Raw genomic sequence first — 17636 nt, forward strand, 5'->3', positions numbered from 1 at the left:
GCAGCCTGAGCATGCCTGGCTCTCAAGTGCGCGCAAAACCGGGGCCACCTCAAGGCCGGGGCCCGCCCCATCTTTTAGGGGCGCGGGGAACTGCGCGAGCAACCCCACACAACCCGCAGCCGCCCACCGACCCGGCGCCCCCGCGCACCGGCGCCCCCGCCCACCGGGGCTCCCGGGGCCCCCGGGCCCCGCCCCCATCTCACCCGTCCTCCCGCCCGAACAACGGCGCGAGCAGCAACTGAGCCGCCCCCTCCGCCACCCCCGACGCCCCACCCCCGGCAATGCGCACCGGCACAGCCGGATCCTCCCCCTGCAGCCGAGCCCACTCGTCGAGCACGAACCCGACGCCCCGCACGAACACCTCGGGCCGGGCCTCGATCGTGCGCCCGCCCAGCAGCACGAGCTCGATGTCGAGGAGCCCCACGAGGTTGGCGACCGCCGTCCCGAGCACGCGCGCCGCCTCCTCCACGTCCCCCCGCGCCACCGCGGCGAGGCACAGCGCCTCGACGCACCCCCGGTTCCCGCACTCGCACAGCGGCCCGTCCAGCTGGACGACCTGGTGCCCGAACTCCCCGGCCCGGGTCCGGGCACCCCGGTGGACGGCCCCGTTGATCACGAGCCCGGCGCCCAGTCCCGTACCGAGGTGGAGGTAGGCGAAGGACCCGTGCGCCCCCGCGGTCGCCGCGAGCCCCAGGGCCGCCGCGTTGGTGTCCTTGTCCACCACCACCGGCACCCCCAGCCGCCGCGCCAGCGCCGCCCGCAACGGAAACCCGTCCCACTCGGGGAACCCGGTGACCCGGTGCAGCACACCGTGCAGATGATCGAGAGGCCCGGGCAGGGCGACTCCGACACCGAGGACGGGGAGGAGAGGGGGCCGGTGAGGCTCGGGGGCGGAAGCCGCGTCGGCGGCGGAAGTCGCGTCGGGACCGGCACCGCCACTGCCACCGCCACCAGCACCGCCACCTGACTCGAACGACTCGGACCCGTAGCCCGCCCCGTACCCGGGCCGGGGAACCGCACCGCCCCCGGTACCGCCCCGATAACCGGCGCTCGCCCCACCCGGCCCTTCACTCGCTGCGGCCAACAGCGCCTCCACCTCGCGCGCCGCGCCCTCGACCACGTTGTCCGCCCCGGCACCCAGGTCCAGCGGGGCCTGTCGCCGGGCGACCACCGCGCCGGTCAGATCGCAGAGCACGGCCCTCAGCTCGTCGCGGTCGAGGTGGAGGCCGACCGCGTGCCCGGCGTCGGGCACGAGCCGCAGTACGGTGCGCGGCTTGCCGCCGGTGGATGCCCGGTACCCCGCCTCCGTCACCAGCCCGTCCGCGCGCAGCCTGGCAGTGATCTTGCTGACTGCCTGCGGCGTGAGCCCGGTCCGATCGGCCAGCTCCAGCCGGCTTATCCCGGCCGCCCCGGCCCTGCGCAGCAGATCCAGAACCACCGCCCCGTTGTGACTGCGCAGCGCGAGCAGATTCACCCCGGCCACCCCGGGGGTACGCCCGAGGCCGACCCCGTTCCCGCTCCCGTTACCGGCCCCACTGCCGACGCCGTTCCCGTTCCCATTACCGACGCCGTTCCCAACGCCATTACCGCCGCCGTTCCCGTCACCGTTCTCGCGCCCTCGACCGATGCCGTCGCCGTTGCCGCCGCCGTCGCCGAACCCGTCACCGATCCCTTTGCCGTCCACACCCCCATTGTCCCTCGCGCTTGCACTTTGGCAACAGCGTTGCTTAAGTGGGTGTCATGACAGGCACCAGCACAGACAGGCCCTTCCGCGTCGCCGTCGTCGGCTACGGCCTCGCCGGCTCCGTCTTCCACGCCCCGCTGATCGCCGCGACGGAGGGCCTGGCCCTCGACACGGTCGTCACGTCGAACCCGGAGCGACAGGCACAGGCCCGCGCCGAGTTCCCGGACGTACGGTTCGCGGCCACGGCGGACGAGCTGTGGGCCCGGGCGGACGAGCTGGACCTGGTCGTCGTCGCCTCCCCGAACAAGACGCACGTCCCGGTCGCCACCGCCGCCCTGGAGGCGGGCCTCGCGGTCGTCGTCGACAAGCCCGTGGCCGGTACGGCGGCAGAGGCGCGCGAGCTGGCCGCCCTCGCGGACTCGCGCGGCCTGCTCCTGTCCGTCTTCCAGAACCGCCGCTGGGACAACGATTTCCTGACCCTCCGCGGCCTCCTCGCCGACGGCGAACTGGGCGAGGTCCGCCGCTTCGAGTCCCGCTTCGAACGCTGGCGCCCCCAACTGAAGGGTGGCTGGCGCGAGTCCGGCGACCCCGCAGAGATCGGAGGTCTCCTCTACGACCTGGGCAGCCACGTCGTGGACCAGGCCCTCACCCTCTTCGGCCCCGCCACCCTGGTGTACGCCGAGTCCGACCTGCGCCGCCCCGGCGCCGAGACGGACGACGACACCTTCATCGCCGTGACGCACGCGAACGGCGTCCGCTCCCACTTCTACGCCTCCGCCGTCACCCCCCAACTCGGCCCGCGCTTCCGCGTGCTGGGCTCCGAGGCGGGCTACGTCAAGTACGGCCTCGACCCTCAGGAAGCGGCCCTCCGCGAGGGCGAGCGCCCCACCCCCGGCGCCCCCTGGGGCCAGGAGCCCGAGGACCTCTGGGGCCGTGTCGGCGCCGGCGACTCCCCCCTGACCGGCGGCGGCCGCCCCGTCCCGACCCGCCCCGGTGACTACCCCGCGTACTACACGGCCGTGGCCGCCGCCCTGCGCGGCACGGGCGCCAACCCGGTCACGGCGCACGAGGCCGCCGCCGCGCTGGACGTGCTGGAGGCGGCCCGGAAGTCGGCGAGCGAGGGCCTGGCGGTGCGGCTGTGACGACCGACGACGCGCTACCCACCACGGACGCGATACCCCCCACGGACGAGATGGACGCCTCGCCCGCCCCAGTCGCCCCGACGTTCCCGGCCACCCAAGTCACCCCAGTCACCCCGACCATCGAGGAACTGGAAGCCCAGGAGCGCCACTTGGTGCTCCCCCGCTTCACCCACGAGGACGCCTGGGCCCTGGGCTCCCTGCTCGTGGAGCTGGCCCGCGAGCGGAACGCCCCCGTGGCCGTCGACATCCGCCGCGGCCCCCAGCAGCTCTTCCACGCGGCCCTCCCCGGCTCGACCGCGGACAACGACGCCTGGATCGACCGCAAACGACGGGTCGTGGAGCGCTACGCCGGCTCCTCCTACCTCGTCGGTGCCCGCTTCCGCGCCAAGGGCACGACCTTCGAGGACTCCTCGCGCCTGGACCCCGACCGGTACGCCGCGCACGGCGGTTCCTTCCCCCTGGCGGTCGAGGGAGCAGGCGTGATCGGCACGGTAACGGTCTCAGGTCTCCCCCAACTGGAGGACCACGCGATGGTGGTGGAGGCCCTGGAACGCTTCAAGGGCGCCATGTAACCGCCCGGCCCCCAAGGGGCGCGGGGGACTGCGCGACGCGACGAGCCACACCGAACCCGCGGCCGCCGACGAACCGCAGTCCCCCGCCCCTCACGCGTTCCTGAACTCCTGCCGTTGCCGCCCGAGCCCGTCGATCTCCAGTTCCACGACGTCCCCGGCCTTCAGGAACGGCTTCGGCTCGGGCTCCCCCAGCGCCACGCCCGCCGGCGTCCCCGTATTGATGACGTCCCCGGGGTACAGCGTCATGAACTGGCTGACGTACCGCACGACTTCACTCACCGCGAAGATCTGCTCCCCGGTCGTGCCGTCCTGCTTCAACTCTCCGTTGACCCACAGCCGAAGCCCCAGCTTCTGCGGGTCCGGCACCTCGTCGGCGGTCACCAGCCACGGGCCCAACGGGTTGAACGTCTCGCAGTTCTTGCCCTTGTCCCACGTCCCCCCGCGTTCCAGCTGGAACTCCCGCTCGGACACGTCGTGGGAGACGGCGTACCCGGCGACGTGCTCCAGGGCCGCCTCACGCGACTCGACGTACCGCGCGGTGCGCCCGATGACGACGGCGAGTTCGACCTCCCAGTCGGTCTTCGTCGACCCGCGCGGCACGAGCACCGTGTCGTGGGGGCCGACGACCGTGTCCGCCGCCTTGAAGAAGATCACCGGCTCGGCGGGCGGCTCGGCACCCGTCTCGCGCGCGTGGTCGTGGTAGTTGAGCCCGATGCAGACGATCTTGCCGATCCGGGCGAGCGGCGGCCCGATCCGCAGCCCCGCCGTGTCCAGGACGGGCAGCGAACCGGCCTCGGCCGCCTCGCGTACCCGCCCGAGCGCCGCCTCGTCCGCGAGCAGCGCGCCGTCGATGTCCGGCACGACCTCCGAGAGGTCCCGCAGGACCCCCTCGGCGTCGAGCAGCGCGGGCCGCTCCGCACCCGCCGTACCGACTCGCAGCAGCTTCATGGTCGTCTCTCCCTCGATCGTCCGCCGCGCCCGACCGATGGGTGCAGCCATCGGAGGACTGGTCGATCGTCCAAGGTCACGGTCCACTCCGCAAGAGCCGGTTCACGGACTGGACCGTGAACCGGGCGACCGTGAACCGGGCGACCGTCCGGGCGACCGTGAACCGGTCGCCCGGCCCTCGGCCCGAGCCGCGCCGTCGCCACCGCCCCCTCCGTCGCGCCACCGCCACCGCCACGCCACCACCACCGTCCAGGCTCGCCGGCCTACCGAGTGGCGGCCGCCGTCGACGTACCGGGGGCGTCCCCGGCGGAGGGCAGGGGATAGAGCAGCGCCCGCTCCACCGCGCTCCACGTCGTGCTGGTCACCACGTACAGCGCGGCCGCCAGTGGCACCACCGCCACGCTGACCAGGGTGAAGAAGGACATGAACGGCATGAACTTGCTGACCGCCCCCATCCCCGCCGCCATCCCGGGCAGCTGCTCGTCCGACACGGCGGGCATCCCCGCCGTACCCGCCGCCAGCATCCGCTTCGTACGCCAGAAGTTGAAGGTCGCGACAGCGGCGACGATCACGAACAACCCCACGTAGACGAGACCCTGCGGCCCGAACATCCCGCCCTCGCCGAGCGCGTCGAACCAGCGGTCGCCGAGCGGGGCGGCGAAGAGCCGGTGGGTGAGGAGGGCGTTGGTGTCGCCGCCGATCGTGGTGTTGGAGAACAGGTGGTAGAGCAGGAAGAAGGCCGGCAGCTGGCAGAGGCTGGGCAGGCAGCCGGACAGCGGTGACACCTTCTCCTTCGTGTGCAGCTCCAGCAGTGCCTTCTGCAGCTTCTCGGGGTTCTTCGCGTGCTTCTTCCGCAGCTCCGCGATCTGCGGCTGCAACGCGACCCGCGCGCGCTGCCCGCGCGCCGCCGCCCGCGACAGGGGGTGCACGAGCAGTCGTACGAGCGCCGTGAACAGGACGATCGCGACGGCGGTCGCGGAGGCGTGGAACAGCGGGTGCAGCAGATCGGCGAGGTGCGCGACAAGGTCGGCGAAAACGGACATGGGTGTGAGCCCTCCAGGGGTCTCGTCGTGCCGGTGAGCAGGGGTCGGATGACCGGACTCGGCGCGACGGCCCGCGTGCGGAGCACAGGCCTCAGCCGGCGGAGAGAGATCTCAGCCGGAGGAAGTGAAAGTGAAAGTGGAGGCGGTGTGACTCGGGGTGCCCTACGCGGTGGCCGTCAGGAGGGCGCGTCCGGGCGCGCGAGGGCGCGTACGCCCGCGTGCGTCGGGATCGCGTTGGGGCAGGAACGCCGTACGTCGCTCACGGTCCCGGATGGCCGTACGGACGCGCGTACGCGGTACGACGGGCGCGCAGCGCGAGGCGATCAGCGCGCAGGCGGCGAACGCGGAGCCGGCCGCGGCGGTCGCGGCGAAGGCGACGGCGGCGGAGAGCGTGCCGGTGTCGAGGACGGCGACCTCGAAGAGGAGCAGCAGCAGCATCGCGGCGGGGCGAAGGCCGACCCAGCGACGGATCACGGCTTCCCCTCCCCGACCAGTCCGGTGTGTGGCTGCGGGCCGTCGGACGACGGCACTCGCACACATGCTCTCATCTGAGGCGCACCGAGCGCAGCTTCCCCCAGACCACGAGCCGGTACGTGGAGGTGTACGCGGGCGTGCAGGTGGTGAGCGTGAGGTAGTGGCCGCGCTCGCGATACCCGTACGACGGCCGCACGTCGCTGCGCGGGACGGGCCGCAGGACCCCGCCGTCGCCGGGCGCGGTCTGCGGCAGCGTGCTGTCGACGACGTAGGTGTGGACCGCGTCACGCGTCTCGACGCGGACCTCGTCGCCGACTTCGAGCCGGTCGAGGTGGCGGAAGGGCTCGCCGTGGGTGGTGCGGTGCCCGGCGAGCGCGAGGTTGCCGGGCCGCCCCGGCCGCGCGGTCCCCGGGTAGTGCCCGACGTACCCCTTGTCGAGGACCTCCGCCCGGCCGACCCCTTCGACGACGGGCGCGCGGAGCCGGAGACGGGGGATGACGAGGACGGCGTGGGCCCCGTCGGACCCCGGGCCCACGGCGGCTCCCCGCGCCCACGCCCGCTCCAGCGCGGCCACCTCCCGGGCCGCTCCCTGCTGGGCCTGCCGGTTGGTCCACCACAGCTGATGGGCGACGAAGAGGAGGAGGACGAGCCCGAGGGTGACGGCGCACTCCGCGGCGACCCAGAGCGGACGAACGCGGCCCGACACCGCCCCGGGGACTTTCATCTCCCCTTCTCACAACCCCTGAAAGAAATAGCAGAAAGCGCTGTCACACCTCTCGACAACCTCACCACTCACCCCTGACTCTTCCGATGTCCCCACTCGGCAGTTCGGAAGGCGACCGCTCCCCGTCCGTCTCCTTCCCCTCCCCGCGGCACCCGCATCCCCCGGAGCTGACATGACTGCATCCCCCGACCCCACGAACGACCGGCCGAGACCCACGGCGGAGTCCCCGACGCCCGAAAGGACCCCGGGCCCCCCGGCGGCCTTCGGCCGCAGAGCGCTCCTGGCGGCGGCCGGCGGCGCGGTCGTCGGCACCGCCCTCGGCACCGGCACGGCGAGCGCGGACGCGACGATCGCCATCAACCCGGCCACCAAGTACGGCACCTGGGAGGGCTGGGGCACCTCGCTCGCCTGGTGGGCCAATGTCTTCGGCGCCCGGGACGACTTCGCCGACCTGTGGTTCACCACGAAGACGACGACGTACAACGGCACCGCCCTGCCCGGCCTGGGCATGAACATCGCCCGCTACAACCTCGGCGCCTGCAGTTGGAACTCGGTCAACGGCGAGTCGATGGTGGAGTCCCCCAACATCCCCGCCTTCAAGCAGATCGAGGGCTTCTGGCAGGACTACACCAACGAGAACCCGGCCTCCTCGGCCTGGGACTGGACGGCGGACGCGAACCAGCGCGCGGCCCTGACGAAGGCGGTGGCCCGGGGCGCCACCACCGAACTCTTCGCGAACTCCCCCATGTGGTGGATGTGCTCCAACCACAACCCCTCGGGCGCCTCCGGCGGCGGCAACAACCTCCAGACCTGGAACTACCGCCAGCACGCCTCGCACCTGGCGGCGACGGCCCTGTACGCGAAGAACAACTGGGGCGTGAACTTCGCGACGGTCGACCCCTTCAACGAACCGGCGGCCTCCTGGTGGACGGCGACCGGCACGCAGGAGGGCTGCCACATGGACCCGGCGGTCCAGGCGGCCGTACTCCCGTACATGCGCAGCGAGTTGGACGCACGCGGCCTGACGTCGGTCCGCATCGCGGCCTCCGACGAAACGAACTACGACACGGCCCGCTCCACCTGGGCCTCGTTCGGCTCCTCGACGAAAGCCCTGGTCAGCCAGGTGAACGTACACGGCTACCAGGGCGCGGGCGGCCGCCGCGACCTCCTCTACACGGACGTGGTCACGACGTCGGGCAAGAAACTCTGGAACTCGGAGACGGGCGACAGCGACGGCACGGGCTGGACCCTCGCCCGCAACCTCTGTTACGACTTCCGCTGGCTGCACCCCACGGCCTGGGTCTACTGGCAGGTCATGGACCCGACGGCGGGCTGGGCGATGATCGCCTACGACGCGAACACGCTGCAGCCCACCACGGTCCAGACCAAGTACTACGTGATGGCCCAGTTCAGCCGCCACATCCGCCCCGGCATGACGATCCTGGACGCGGGCTCCAGCTACACGGCGGCGGCGTACGACGCGGCGGCGAGGCGCCTGGTGATCGTGGCGATCAACACCGCCACCACCGCCCAGACCTTCACCTTCAACCTCTCGGGCTTCACGACGGTGACCGGCGGCACGAACGGCCTGGTCCCCCGCTGGAACACCCACACCTCGGGCGGCACCGACCGCTACCGCGCCTACTCGGACACCCGCCTGAACGGCAAGTCGGTGGCGGTCCCGTTCGCCGCCGGGGCGGTGCAGACGCTGCAGATCGACGGGGTGACGATCTAGACGCGGAGGAGGTGGGAGCGAGCGCGCCCAGGGCCTGCCCCCTCCCACCTCCACCCGCGCCTCACCTCCACCCCCCTCCGTCCCCCCATCGGCAGTACGGTGTCGTCCATGCGCCCCGACACGCCTGCCGAGAACGTCGACCACAACGCCGAAGCGGCACGCCTGGAGCGGACCGCCGACCTCTACCCGGAGGACGCCGAGCACCTGCTCCTGCAGGCCGCGGCCCACCGGGAACTGGCCGGCGACCGCCCCACCGCGACAGCCCTCTACGACCGCCTGCTGTCGTCGTCCGCCCCTCTCGACAACCCCCACCTCGTACGCGCGCTGAAAGCCGCCAACCTCTGGGAGTACGGCCACGAGGCCGAGGCCCGCGCGATCATCGACGGAGTCCGCGCGTCCGCTCCGCGCGACCCGGCCCCCTGGGTGATCGTGGCGGAGGCCCTGGAGGCCCACGACGAACTCGAAGCGGCCCTGGACACCTTCACGTCCGCCGTGACCCTCCTCCTGACGGACGTCCAGGAGCCCCCGTACGCGACGCGCCCGCTGCTCTTCGGCCGCCACCGGGTGCGCCGCATGCTGGGCGCGACGCACGACAAGTGGGACGCCGTGGCGGACACCCTCCACTCGTCCTCGATCTCCCTGGACGAACTCCACGACCCGAAACGCGTCTGGTCCCTGGGCTCGGACAACCCGGCGGAACTGCAGGCCGAGATCTCCCGCCTGCGAGCGGAACTGGGCGCCTACCGGGAGGCCCTGTCCCGCCCGTTCCCGGTGGCGGTCCTGCACTGGCCGGCGGCCGAGCTGTCGGAACTCGTGTCGGCCTACCCCGGCCTGACCGCCGAGTACCCGTCCCACGAGGAACACCTGGCGACGATAGAGGCCTCACTCCGGGAACTGTCGGCCTCCGGCACCCCGAACCTGGGCATCGTCACGGGCACGGTCCCGTCGTACGAGGCGTTCGCGGCGTCGGAGGGCGCGTCCCCCGACGACACGACACTCCTCCCCCAGTACGCGACGACGCTGGCGGCGCGGGGGTTGGCTGTGGCTTGGCCGCCGCAGAGGGGGAGCGCGTGCTGGTGCGGCTCGGGGCAGGCTTACGAGGGGTGCCACGGCGAGTAGACCTCGGACCGGGGTCGTCCCCGCCCGACAACCAGCCGACCTCACCTGACCCGACCTGGACCACCTACCCCCGGGCCACTCGCTCGCTTCTCCCGACACCGCCGGGAAGCGAGTGGCCCTACGGCGCCCGGGCAACGCCGCTGGCCATGGACAAGGTCGCCAGGACCCGGTGCGGTCGGCCCCGCCCCTGTGATGGAATCGAACCGCAGCCGTAGTCCAACAGCTCGACAGATCGGGCCCTGCGGACTCGGAGTTCGACCGGTCCGAGCGTAGATCGTGAGGCGCAGCCGCCTTGAGCACCATGAAGCCGTTGTCGCCGGCCGTCTCGGCACGCATGAGCAGGCAAGCCAGCAAAGACACCGCCGCCGAGCTGGCGGTCCGTCGTCTGCTCCACGCCGGCGGGCTGCGTTACCGCGTCGAATATCCGGTGCCCGGCATGGCCCGGCGCCGTATCGACGTGGCCTTCACGTCGGTCAGGCTGGCCGTCCTGATCGACGGCTGCTTCTGGCACGGCTGCCCTGAACACGCGACGCAGCCGAAGTCGAACGCAGAGTGGTGGCGGCAGAAGCTGGACCGGAACATGGCTCGTGACGCGGAAACCACCGCGCATCTGGTGGCCGCCGGGTGGGAGGTCCTGCGGTTCTGGGAGCATGAGGCTCCCGAAGCCGTGGCCCTGAGCATCGCGGGGGCGGTGCAGCGGCGACGTGCGGTTGTCGGGGGAAAACGAGCTGGGGGGAAGGTTCAGTGAACGGTTTGACGTTCGTCGATGTGTGCTCGGGGGCGGGCGGCTTGGCACTGGGCCTGGAACAGGCGGGATTCACGCCTCGGCTCCTGCTGGACGTCGAGCGGTACGCCTGCGACACACTCAAGGCCAACCGGCCGCAGTGGAACGTGCTGGAGACCGATCTCCTCGAATTCGACCCTGTCGACCACCCGGAGGTGTACGACGTCGACCTGCTGACAGCCGGCCTTCCCAGAGTGAAGTCCAGCGCGACGGTGACGCGCCGATCGTCGGACACCGAGCTCCGCCTCATCGAGGCGACCGCGTATCTGCTCCACGCCGTCCAACCCCGTGCGTTGATCATCGAGAACGTCCCCACCCTGGTCGACGAGGACGCCTTCGCGCCGATACGTGACTTCCTCCACGAGGAGCTGGAGCATCTCGGCTACGAACTGACCTGGTTCATCGTGAACGCCGCCGACTTCGGAGTCCCTCAGGACCGCAGACAAGGCGTCCTGGTGGCCCTCAAACAGCAGTGGTCGAGCGCTTTCCGTCCTCCTCGGCCCACCGTCCTGGAGCACATGTCGGTCGGCGAGGCGCTGGTGTCGTCGATGCGCTCCTGCGGCTGGCAAGGCGCCGACCGATGGGCGGCCCAGGCGACGAGCGTGGCGCCGACCTTGGTAGGCGGGTCCAAGACACATGGAGGACCGGACTTCGGCCCCAGCGGCACGAAGGCCAAGTGGCAGCGAATGGGGGTCTACACCAAGTCGTTCGGGAACGAGCCTCCCGGTCCCGACTTCGAATGGGATCCCTCGCTCGGCGACGACGGACTGGTGCGGATCACTGTGGACCAGACCGCCCTGCTCCAAGGCTTTCCCGAGGACTGGCATTTCGCCGGCGGCAAGACCGCCCGCTACCGCCAGGTGGGCAATGCCGCACCACCGGCCGTGGGCGCGGCACTGGGACGAGCGGTGGCCGAGGCATTGCTGAAGGCGCCACTCTCGAACGCCGGCTACACTTCCCACCCATGAGCCACATCGAAGAGGAACACTCCTCACCTGCGCGTTTCCGCATTTTGGACCTTTTTGCGGGGCCTGGCGGGCTGGATGTGGCGGCAGATGTTCTGGGGCATCAGATCACCGGCATCGAATGGGACGCGGGAGCATGCGCCACCCGCAGCGCTGCGGGGATGGACACTTTCCAGGGCGATGTCCGGCAGTACCGCGCGGCCTTTTTCCCTCATGCTCAGGTCCTTACCGGTGGGCCTCCTTGCCAGACCTTCACAGTCGCCGGGCACGGGGCGGGCCGCAGGGCGCTGGACCAAGTGGTGCGCCACATCGAGCAGTTGCACAAGGTCGTGCGCCGAGAGAACCCGAGCTGGACCGAGATCTTCCGGACCTGGCGGAAGATCACGGAGGAACTCCGGCGGAAGGAGATCGAGGCCAAGGCAGTCAGAGCGGCGAAGCGTGAGGTCGAGGAGCTCAGGACCACGAAGCGCAAGGCCCTGAGAACCAGGCTGGAACACCTCGGACACTCGACGAACGAGGTCAAGGGCCTTCTGAAGCAACTCAAGACCCCGCAGATCCTCGATTTTTCCGATGCCGAACTCAAGGGCCTGCTCAAGGAGTTCAGCGATCTGAGCGAAGAACTCACCAAGCTCAGGCTCCAGCTCGAGGAGTTGGGCGACGAGCGGACCGGCTTGGTCCTGCAACCTCTGTGGTGGGTGATCGAGCGGAGCAGGCGACCTGGCCTGGTTCCCTATGAAGCCGTGATCCTGGAGCAGGTGCCCGCGGTGATGCCGGTGTGGAAGGAGTACGCCAAGGTACTGGCGTCCCTCGGTTACAGGACCGGTAGACAGCTGATGCACACCGAGGAGTTCGGCGTACCGCAGACTCGACGGCGCGCGGTGCTGATGGCCCGTTTCGATCCGACCGCTGCCCCGAACACGCTCCCCACCGATCTCCTCACCAAAGTACCCACGACCCACGAGCGTTATCGGCCGGGCGGCCTCTCCGTCCAGTCGCCGAAGACCGGCCACGCGGAGACTCTCCCCCTGGGGGACGTGAAGGATCCTTGCGTCTCCATGGAGAAGGCGCTGAAGGCGGCGCGAGTCATCAAGAAGGATCTGCCGACGCGGCCCGCGTACACCGTCGTCTCGAACTACGGGACCGGTGGGGACCCCGAGGCGCGCGGTCGACGTGACCACGACGCCCCTTCCGCCACGATCACCGGCAAGGTGTCCCGCAACCGCCTGGTCCACAAAGGCACCGACGACGATCTTGCCGAGCACGACCGTTTCACGCCCGGCGAAGCGGGGGTGCTCCAGACGTTTCCCGTCGAGTACCCCTGGCGAGGCAACGACGTGTCGCAGCAGATCGGCAACGCCGTGCCGCCCAGGCTCGCCCTGCACATCCTCCGGCACGTGCTGGAACCCGAACTCAGCGACGACGAGATCGAGGTCAGGATGAAGCGGGCCGTCAAGAAGCTCCTGACCTGGAGCCGGCCCGCGGAACCGGTGGAGATCCACCGGCACCGCGGTCTGAAAGGACACCCGCTCACCGGCAGGTGACACGTCGTGGTCAGCCCTGGGACGTTCGGCCTCTGACCGGGGCCGTCTCGAAGAGATCGGCGAAGTAGCTGGTGAGCTTGGCCACGGAATCCTCCGGGGCTGGATCCTCGTCGGGTCCTGTCGGAAGTTCGTGTCGCCCGACGGGCAACGCCGATCCCGCCTCCGCGATCCACTCCCGCAGACGTGAGGGGTCCCTGGGTTCGTCCGGCGCGAGGACGTCGTAGATCAGCGTCGCTCCGGCCGCGTTGATCGCGGTGCTGAGGCCGTTGATCTCCCGCCCGCCGGTGATCTGTCCGTTCTGCAGAAGTCGGACCAGGGCCTGGGCCGTGGGGCGGTGGTCGATCAGCTCCATGCGGAGAACGGTGTGGATGAGGTCCTGGTTTCCGCAGGCTGCCTCGACCGGCTCGTAGTCCGGCCCGTTCCGGAAGAGCTCAGCGGCCCACCAGAGCCGTGAGAAGCACTGCCGGTCCGCAGGACCTCGGAAACGCTCCGCGGCGATGCGCCTTTCCGGCCTGCTCGCTGTCGGCTCCGACAGGTGACGCCAGGCGACATAGTCGGGGGCGACCGCCAGGGCGAGGTGGTTCCACAGCCGCCTGTCCGCCGCCTCCCGCCGCGTCAGGCGCAGCGTGGCATGGAGCCGTGGCGCCAGCCACGCGTCGGCTCGGGTCCGGTCCGCCCGGAACTTGAACATGGCGTCTTCCACCAGACTTTGGATCGGCTCGACCGACCACCTGGCGTCGTCCTCGGAGAGCGGCTCGACGACCTTGGCGAGATCGATGCCACCGTGCACCTGTTCGCCTCTCAGCAGTTCCTCGGTGAGGAACGGGTCGACGGCCGAGGTGGCGAGCAGCGCCAAGCGCTCCGGAACGTAGCTCGGTGCGGTGATCACGTCTCGCTCTCCCTGTTCATCTGTTCCAGACTGCGGATGGCGTAGGCGAGAGCCTTGGAGGCATCTGCACGGCGCACCGCCGCATAGTGGATGCGGGTCTGGAGCTCCACCCAGCCCGATTCGCCGGTGCGTCGTCGATGCACCTGTCGTAGGGCCTCCTCGACGTGCACGCCGGGGATGACGTCCGGGAGCATCTCCCGCAGCACCTCGCCCTGCCAGTCGGTCGGGAACACCGGACCGCCCCCGGGTTCGACCTCCAGACCACCGATGGCGCCGTGGAACACCGCAGTCCAGACATCGGTGGCCATCTGGGCGACCAGGAGGTCACGCACCTTGCTGTCCACTCCGGAGCCGTTGCTGTCCAACAGCCCTATGACTCCCTCGACGTCCGTGTTCACGAACACGGTGGGAACTCTGGTCGAGGTGTCCACTATCCAGGGAGCGTCCGCGTACGCCTGCAACCACTCCCGGGCACTCTTCTTGAACGAGGCTTTCTGAACGTCCAGTTGGAGGCCGCGAACCGGCTCGTCAGAGACTGTGTCGACGATCCAGCTCCGGTCGGTCTCCGCGATCGACCGACCGCGCACCTCGTCCACCGTCCCGACGGCGTACACGGCGAGGGAGGCCCGACCCACGTGATCGTCTCGGAACACGTCCAGGGAGCCCGACCAGTCACGACCGTCCTCCGAGTCCCGTGCGAGGGGCACAGAGGTGCGGACATTGGTCTCGCCGTCCGTCAGAACGGCGAGGACCTTCAGGTCGGACCAGGCGGCGTCCGGCGCGTTCGCCCCGGGCGGCAGCGTGGCCGAGAGGCCGACCGTGGCGCTCACCCAGTCGGTGTGGCCGGCGATGCCGAGTGCGACCGTCTGCTGCTGGGTGGAGTAGGCGGTGGTCTCCAGTTGGTCGCGGGTGCCGTCGGCGAGCTTGAGGGACACCGAGGTCACCCTGAGGACGACCGGCCGGTTGAGCCGCTTGTACGGGTAGATCTTCACGCGCTCATTCCCCCTTTCCGGCGCGGAGTTCGAGAACGAGACGCGTGAGCGCGGTCCTGACCGGGTGGCTGGTCACGTCGGTGGATCCTCTGAACTTCGCGCGACGGGTGCCGGGTGCGAAACGGAGGATTCCGTCCTCCACCTCACAGCCCTCGACAGCCACCAGCTCGGCCCAGTCCAGTTTCGGGCGTCCGCCCGAACGCACGTCGAGTTGGGCGACCGGCACCATCGGAACGATCTCGTCACCACGCGGGATGCTCACCTCCGCGCTGATCCGCCACTCCCCGTCGTCGCCGACCGTCGCCTCGAGCCCGTCCAGGAACGGAACCACCGGCCCGGAAGGCGCCTTGGCCTTGGGCTTGGGCTTCACCGTCAACGCCTTGCGCAGAGCCTCACCGCCTTCGCGGTTGCCGCGCTTCGGCCGCGCGACGAGTTCCCTCACCGCACTGTTGACCTCGGCGGTCAGCGCGTTGATCCGCCGGTACGCGGAGGGTGACCACCGCAGGGTCAACTCCTCGGTCTGCCCCCATCGATCGTGCTCGGGCGGTTCTGCCGCACGCAGGAACTCCTCCGCCTCCTTCGCGAAGGGCGCGGCTTCGCCGGCTGCCTCGCCCACGAGCAGTACGGCCTGGAACGGGTTGGTGCCGAGCGGCAGGTTCGGGACCCCGGCCGTCTTGACCGTCATACGGTTGCCCCGTAGCGAATGCACCTGGTTCTTCGCCCCGTCTGCGCTCTCGGCGTCGTTGACCAGGTCGGTGACCAGCAGGACCGCTTGGTGTGTCCCGAGAGTGCCTCTGGCACCTCCGGACAGCGGTAGCTTCAGCGGTACGTTTCGCGCCACCACCTGGCCGGCCTCGACGAGCCTGTCCACGGTGGTGCCCTCGTAGTGCGCGCGCAGGGCGCGGGTCCGTGCGGGCTGCTCGGCGGCCGGGTCGACCTGCTTCTCCGGTACGACCACTTCGCCGTTGCGAAGGGCACGGACCGATACCTCCAGCAGGGGTAGCCGGTTGCCCCCAGCGGTCATCGCGGCCCAGAAGTCGCGGCCCAGCGCCTCGACCAGGCGTCGGTGCATCCTGCGGATGTCTCGCGTGTCCTCGGCGTTCTCCTCGTCCAGCGCCTCGTCGTCGGCATCGACCCCGTTCTCTTCCAGGCTGGCCACGTCGTGCGCGCCGACGATGAGGAAGGAAGTGCCGGGTTCGTCGCTCTCCCGGGCAAGATGCAGTCGAGCGACAGTCTCCTCGTCCGCCCACCAGGAGCGGGCGACCCTCGCGCCGGGAGAGTCGGGATCGGGGCGCCCGAACCAGGCGGGGCCCGCGTACGACTCCCCGTCCACCTTGCGCCAGGGCAGTTCGAGACGCCCGATGACCCGTCGTTCCGTGCGTCCCTCATGGGGCTCGGACAGAGTGGAGTTGATCAGTACGAGTCCCAGGGCGCTCGTGGCCCACAGGGTCGCCTTGCCCAAGCCGTACGAACCACCCGCGCTGTGCCCCGACTTGAGGCTCTCCAGTTGCCGCCTGACCACGGCGGCGAACTTGCCGTCCTCGTAGTCGTCTCCGGTGAGCCCCGACGCGTTGTAGTCGTCGACACGCAGCAGGACCAGGCGGCCCTTCTCGTACATGTCGCGCACTCCGGCGTCCACGACCCGGCCGACCTTCTGGCTTCCCGCCCCCTCCGATACCGCGGAGTAGTGCGGGAAGAGGTCGTTCCAGAGGATCGCCTCACGGAAGGCGTCGAGCGTCTCGCCGGTCAGCTCGTGCAGGGTGTAGCGGACCCTGACAGGTCGGCCGTTTTGGGTGAGACGTTCGTCGAGGCTGTTCTGGCACGTCTCTCGGGCGAGCACCTGCACGTCGGCGTCGAAGGCGAAGGCCGCGGCGTTGCCCAGTTCACGGCCGCCGTCCGGGTATCCGGGTCGGTGGTACCAGGTGACCGGCAGACCGGCCTGGGTGTCGGTGGTACGGGTGTGCACCGTGCCGACGTCGGTGCCGAGCGCCTTGGCGATCTCCACCATGACGGTCGGGCGTGGGGTCGACCTCCCGGTGATCCACGCGGAGATGGCTGCCCGGGTCAGCTTGAGTTCCTGGGCCAGTTCGGCCTGCGTCTTCCCCGCGAGCTTGAGCTGACGGGCCAACCAGGGCCCGAACTCTTCGCCTGTGTCCAACCGTGCCACCTGCACTTCCCCTAGGAGCCGCCTGCAACGCGCTGACGACCGACCAGGAGGCTAATTTGACGCGATGGAAGCTGTCAACCAAAAGTTGATCGGAGTCCGAGCCCAGGATCACCAAGACCGATGGGTTAGATTGCCCGATTTTCCCACTCTTTGGGCGGAGTCACACATGCGGAGGGTTCAATTCCGAATGAGCGAGGGGCAGTTGGCTTGACCCCCAGGTTCGTCATCCGATAGGATTTTATGGACGGCATAGCTCTCGTCTCGCCCGGAAGCTCGAAAATTCGAGTACGCCAGGCGGCCCTGTCAGAAGTGTGTCCAAAATCGGCCGAGAAGCAGAGTTCACGGCTCCAGATCGAGGCTCAAGCAAGCGTCCCCCTCATCGTTCTGACGTCTAGTCAGGGCGACCAGGCTCCTGCTAATCTGCTTTTCGTAGCGGAAAGTTTTCCCGAGATTTTCACACCCATTTCCACGAGGGGTCGATTGTGCCTTTATGCACCCCTGCGCGGCCGATGCGACAGGGGGACCTGATTATGGACGAGTACAACAGTCACGACTTGGATTCGCAGCGTGGTTTGAGTGCACTCAACTCGGCCATCGCCATGGGAAGCATCGAACCCAAGGCTGCAGCTGACCTGCTGAGAGGGCACCCGTGCGAGGAGGAATTCCTGGCAAGGTTTCCGGAGCTGAGGGACTGTACCGAACCGCCGGACGACGACACCTCTTCCTCGGACTGACCTTCTCCGCATCCACCGTGCGGCGGGAGACCTTCGAAGCATACGCCTGCCGCCTTCACCAGCACAGACATGCCAACGGCGGGAATTCTGCGCACCCTCTGGCACCTCTCGCACGTCCCGTGG

At 70.0% G+C, this 17636-nt stretch carries 16 protein-coding genes; 8 read left to right on the plus strand and 8 right to left on the minus strand.

Annotated features, from left to right (window positions below; translation table 11 throughout):
• Window positions 1–199 precede the first annotated feature (199 nt).
• Window positions 200–1483: an ROK family transcriptional regulator gene (locus RM704_RS36195; RefSeq protein ID WP_033531182.1), complete on the minus strand. Its 1284-nt coding sequence runs from the start codon at window positions 1481–1483 to the stop codon at window positions 200–202.
• Window positions 1484–1740: 257 nt separating this feature from the next.
• Here RM704_RS36195 and RM704_RS36200 point away from each other — a divergent pair, with 257 nt between their 5' ends.
• Together RM704_RS36200 and RM704_RS36205 are read left to right on the plus strand one after the other, a co-directional pair.
• Complete coding sequence (locus RM704_RS36200) at window positions 1741–2826, plus strand: Gfo/Idh/MocA family oxidoreductase (protein WP_033531378.1); 1086 nt, start codon at window positions 1741–1743, stop codon at window positions 2824–2826.
• A 50-nt stretch (window positions 2827–2876) separates the two neighbouring features.
• The gene (locus RM704_RS36205; RefSeq protein ID WP_192829821.1) at window positions 2877–3398 is read left to right on the plus strand and encodes a heme-degrading domain-containing protein; all 522 of its coding nucleotides are present in this window, start codon (window positions 2877–2879) and stop codon (window positions 3396–3398) included.
• 90 nt (window positions 3399–3488) lie between these two features.
• On the opposite strand, the gene RM704_RS36210 is transcribed toward RM704_RS36205, so the two are convergent.
• The 4 genes from RM704_RS36210 to RM704_RS36225 form a co-directional block, all read right to left on the minus strand.
• Window positions 3489–4346 carry a fumarylacetoacetate hydrolase family protein gene (locus RM704_RS36210; RefSeq protein ID WP_033531181.1) on the minus strand — a complete coding sequence of 286 codons (858 nt, stop codon included), beginning with the start codon at window positions 4344–4346 and terminating at the stop codon, window positions 3489–3491.
• Between the two features lie 263 nt (window positions 4347–4609).
• Window positions 4610–5389 (minus strand): YidC/Oxa1 family membrane protein insertase, encoded by a 780-nt coding sequence (locus RM704_RS36215; RefSeq protein ID WP_033531180.1) that lies wholly within the window; start codon window positions 5387–5389, stop codon window positions 4610–4612.
• A gap of 162 nt (window positions 5390–5551) precedes the next feature.
• A complete protein-coding gene (locus tag RM704_RS36220; RefSeq protein ID WP_311592185.1) occupies window positions 5552–5827 on the minus strand; it encodes a DUF6412 domain-containing protein in 276 nt (91 codons plus the stop codon).
• Window positions 5828–5933: 106 nt separating this feature from the next.
• Window positions 5934–6587 (minus strand): class E sortase, encoded by a 654-nt coding sequence (locus RM704_RS36225; RefSeq protein ID WP_033531178.1) that lies wholly within the window; start codon window positions 6585–6587, stop codon window positions 5934–5936.
• A 172-nt stretch (window positions 6588–6759) separates the two neighbouring features.
• Here RM704_RS36225 and RM704_RS36230 point away from each other — a divergent pair, with 172 nt between their 5' ends.
• From RM704_RS36230 to RM704_RS36250, 5 genes are all read left to right on the plus strand, one after another.
• Entirely contained in the window at window positions 6760–8322 is a 1563-nt protein-coding gene (locus RM704_RS36230) for a glycoside hydrolase (RefSeq protein ID WP_033531177.1), read from the plus strand.
• A 108-nt stretch (window positions 8323–8430) separates the two neighbouring features.
• Window positions 8431–9441, plus strand: coding sequence for an SEC-C domain-containing protein (locus RM704_RS36235; protein WP_033531176.1), 1011 nt, complete (start codon window positions 8431–8433; stop codon window positions 9439–9441).
• A gap of 334 nt (window positions 9442–9775) precedes the next feature.
• On the plus strand, window positions 9776–10189 hold the full coding sequence (locus RM704_RS36240; protein ID WP_052146457.1) for a very short patch repair endonuclease: 414 nt from the start codon (window positions 9776–9778) through the stop codon (window positions 10187–10189).
• Window positions 10186–11193, plus strand: coding sequence for a DNA cytosine methyltransferase (locus RM704_RS36245; protein ID WP_033531174.1), 1008 nt, complete (start codon window positions 10186–10188; stop codon window positions 11191–11193). Before RM704_RS36240 ends, RM704_RS36245 begins: the two co-directional genes overlap by 4 nt.
• Complete coding sequence (locus RM704_RS36250; protein ID WP_078937414.1) at window positions 11190–12731, plus strand: DNA cytosine methyltransferase; 1542 nt, start codon at window positions 11190–11192, stop codon at window positions 12729–12731. Before RM704_RS36245 ends, RM704_RS36250 begins: the two co-directional genes overlap by 4 nt.
• A 10-nt stretch (window positions 12732–12741) precedes the next feature.
• Here the strand turns inward: RM704_RS36250 and RM704_RS36255 are convergent, their stop codons facing one another.
• From RM704_RS36255 to RM704_RS36265, 3 genes are read right to left on the minus strand one after another with little or no spacing between them, the layout of a single operon-like run.
• Window positions 12742–13620 carry a DUF6339 family protein gene (locus RM704_RS36255; RefSeq protein WP_033531172.1) on the minus strand — a complete coding sequence of 293 codons (879 nt, stop codon included), beginning with the start codon at window positions 13618–13620 and terminating at the stop codon, window positions 12742–12744.
• Window positions 13617–14612, minus strand: a complete 996-nt coding sequence (locus RM704_RS36260) for a hypothetical protein (RefSeq protein WP_033531171.1) — start codon at window positions 14610–14612, stop codon at window positions 13617–13619. Before RM704_RS36260 ends, RM704_RS36255 begins: the two co-directional genes overlap by 4 nt.
• 4 nt (window positions 14613–14616) lie before the next feature.
• On the minus strand, window positions 14617–16770 hold the full coding sequence (locus RM704_RS36265; protein ID WP_033531170.1) for a helix-turn-helix domain-containing protein: 2154 nt from the start codon (window positions 16768–16770) through the stop codon (window positions 14617–14619).
• A 539-nt stretch (window positions 16771–17309) separates the two neighbouring features.
• Here RM704_RS36265 and RM704_RS36270 point away from each other — a divergent pair.
• A complete protein-coding gene (locus RM704_RS36270; RefSeq protein ID WP_311592147.1) occupies window positions 17310–17513 on the plus strand; it encodes a hypothetical protein in 204 nt (67 codons plus the stop codon).
• Window positions 17514–17636 lie beyond the last annotated feature (123 nt).

Origin of the sequence: Streptomyces gottesmaniae (genome assembly GCF_031845845.1) — a bacterium.
Classification (GTDB): domain Bacteria; phylum Actinomycetota; class Actinomycetes; order Streptomycetales; family Streptomycetaceae; genus Streptomyces; species Streptomyces akebiae.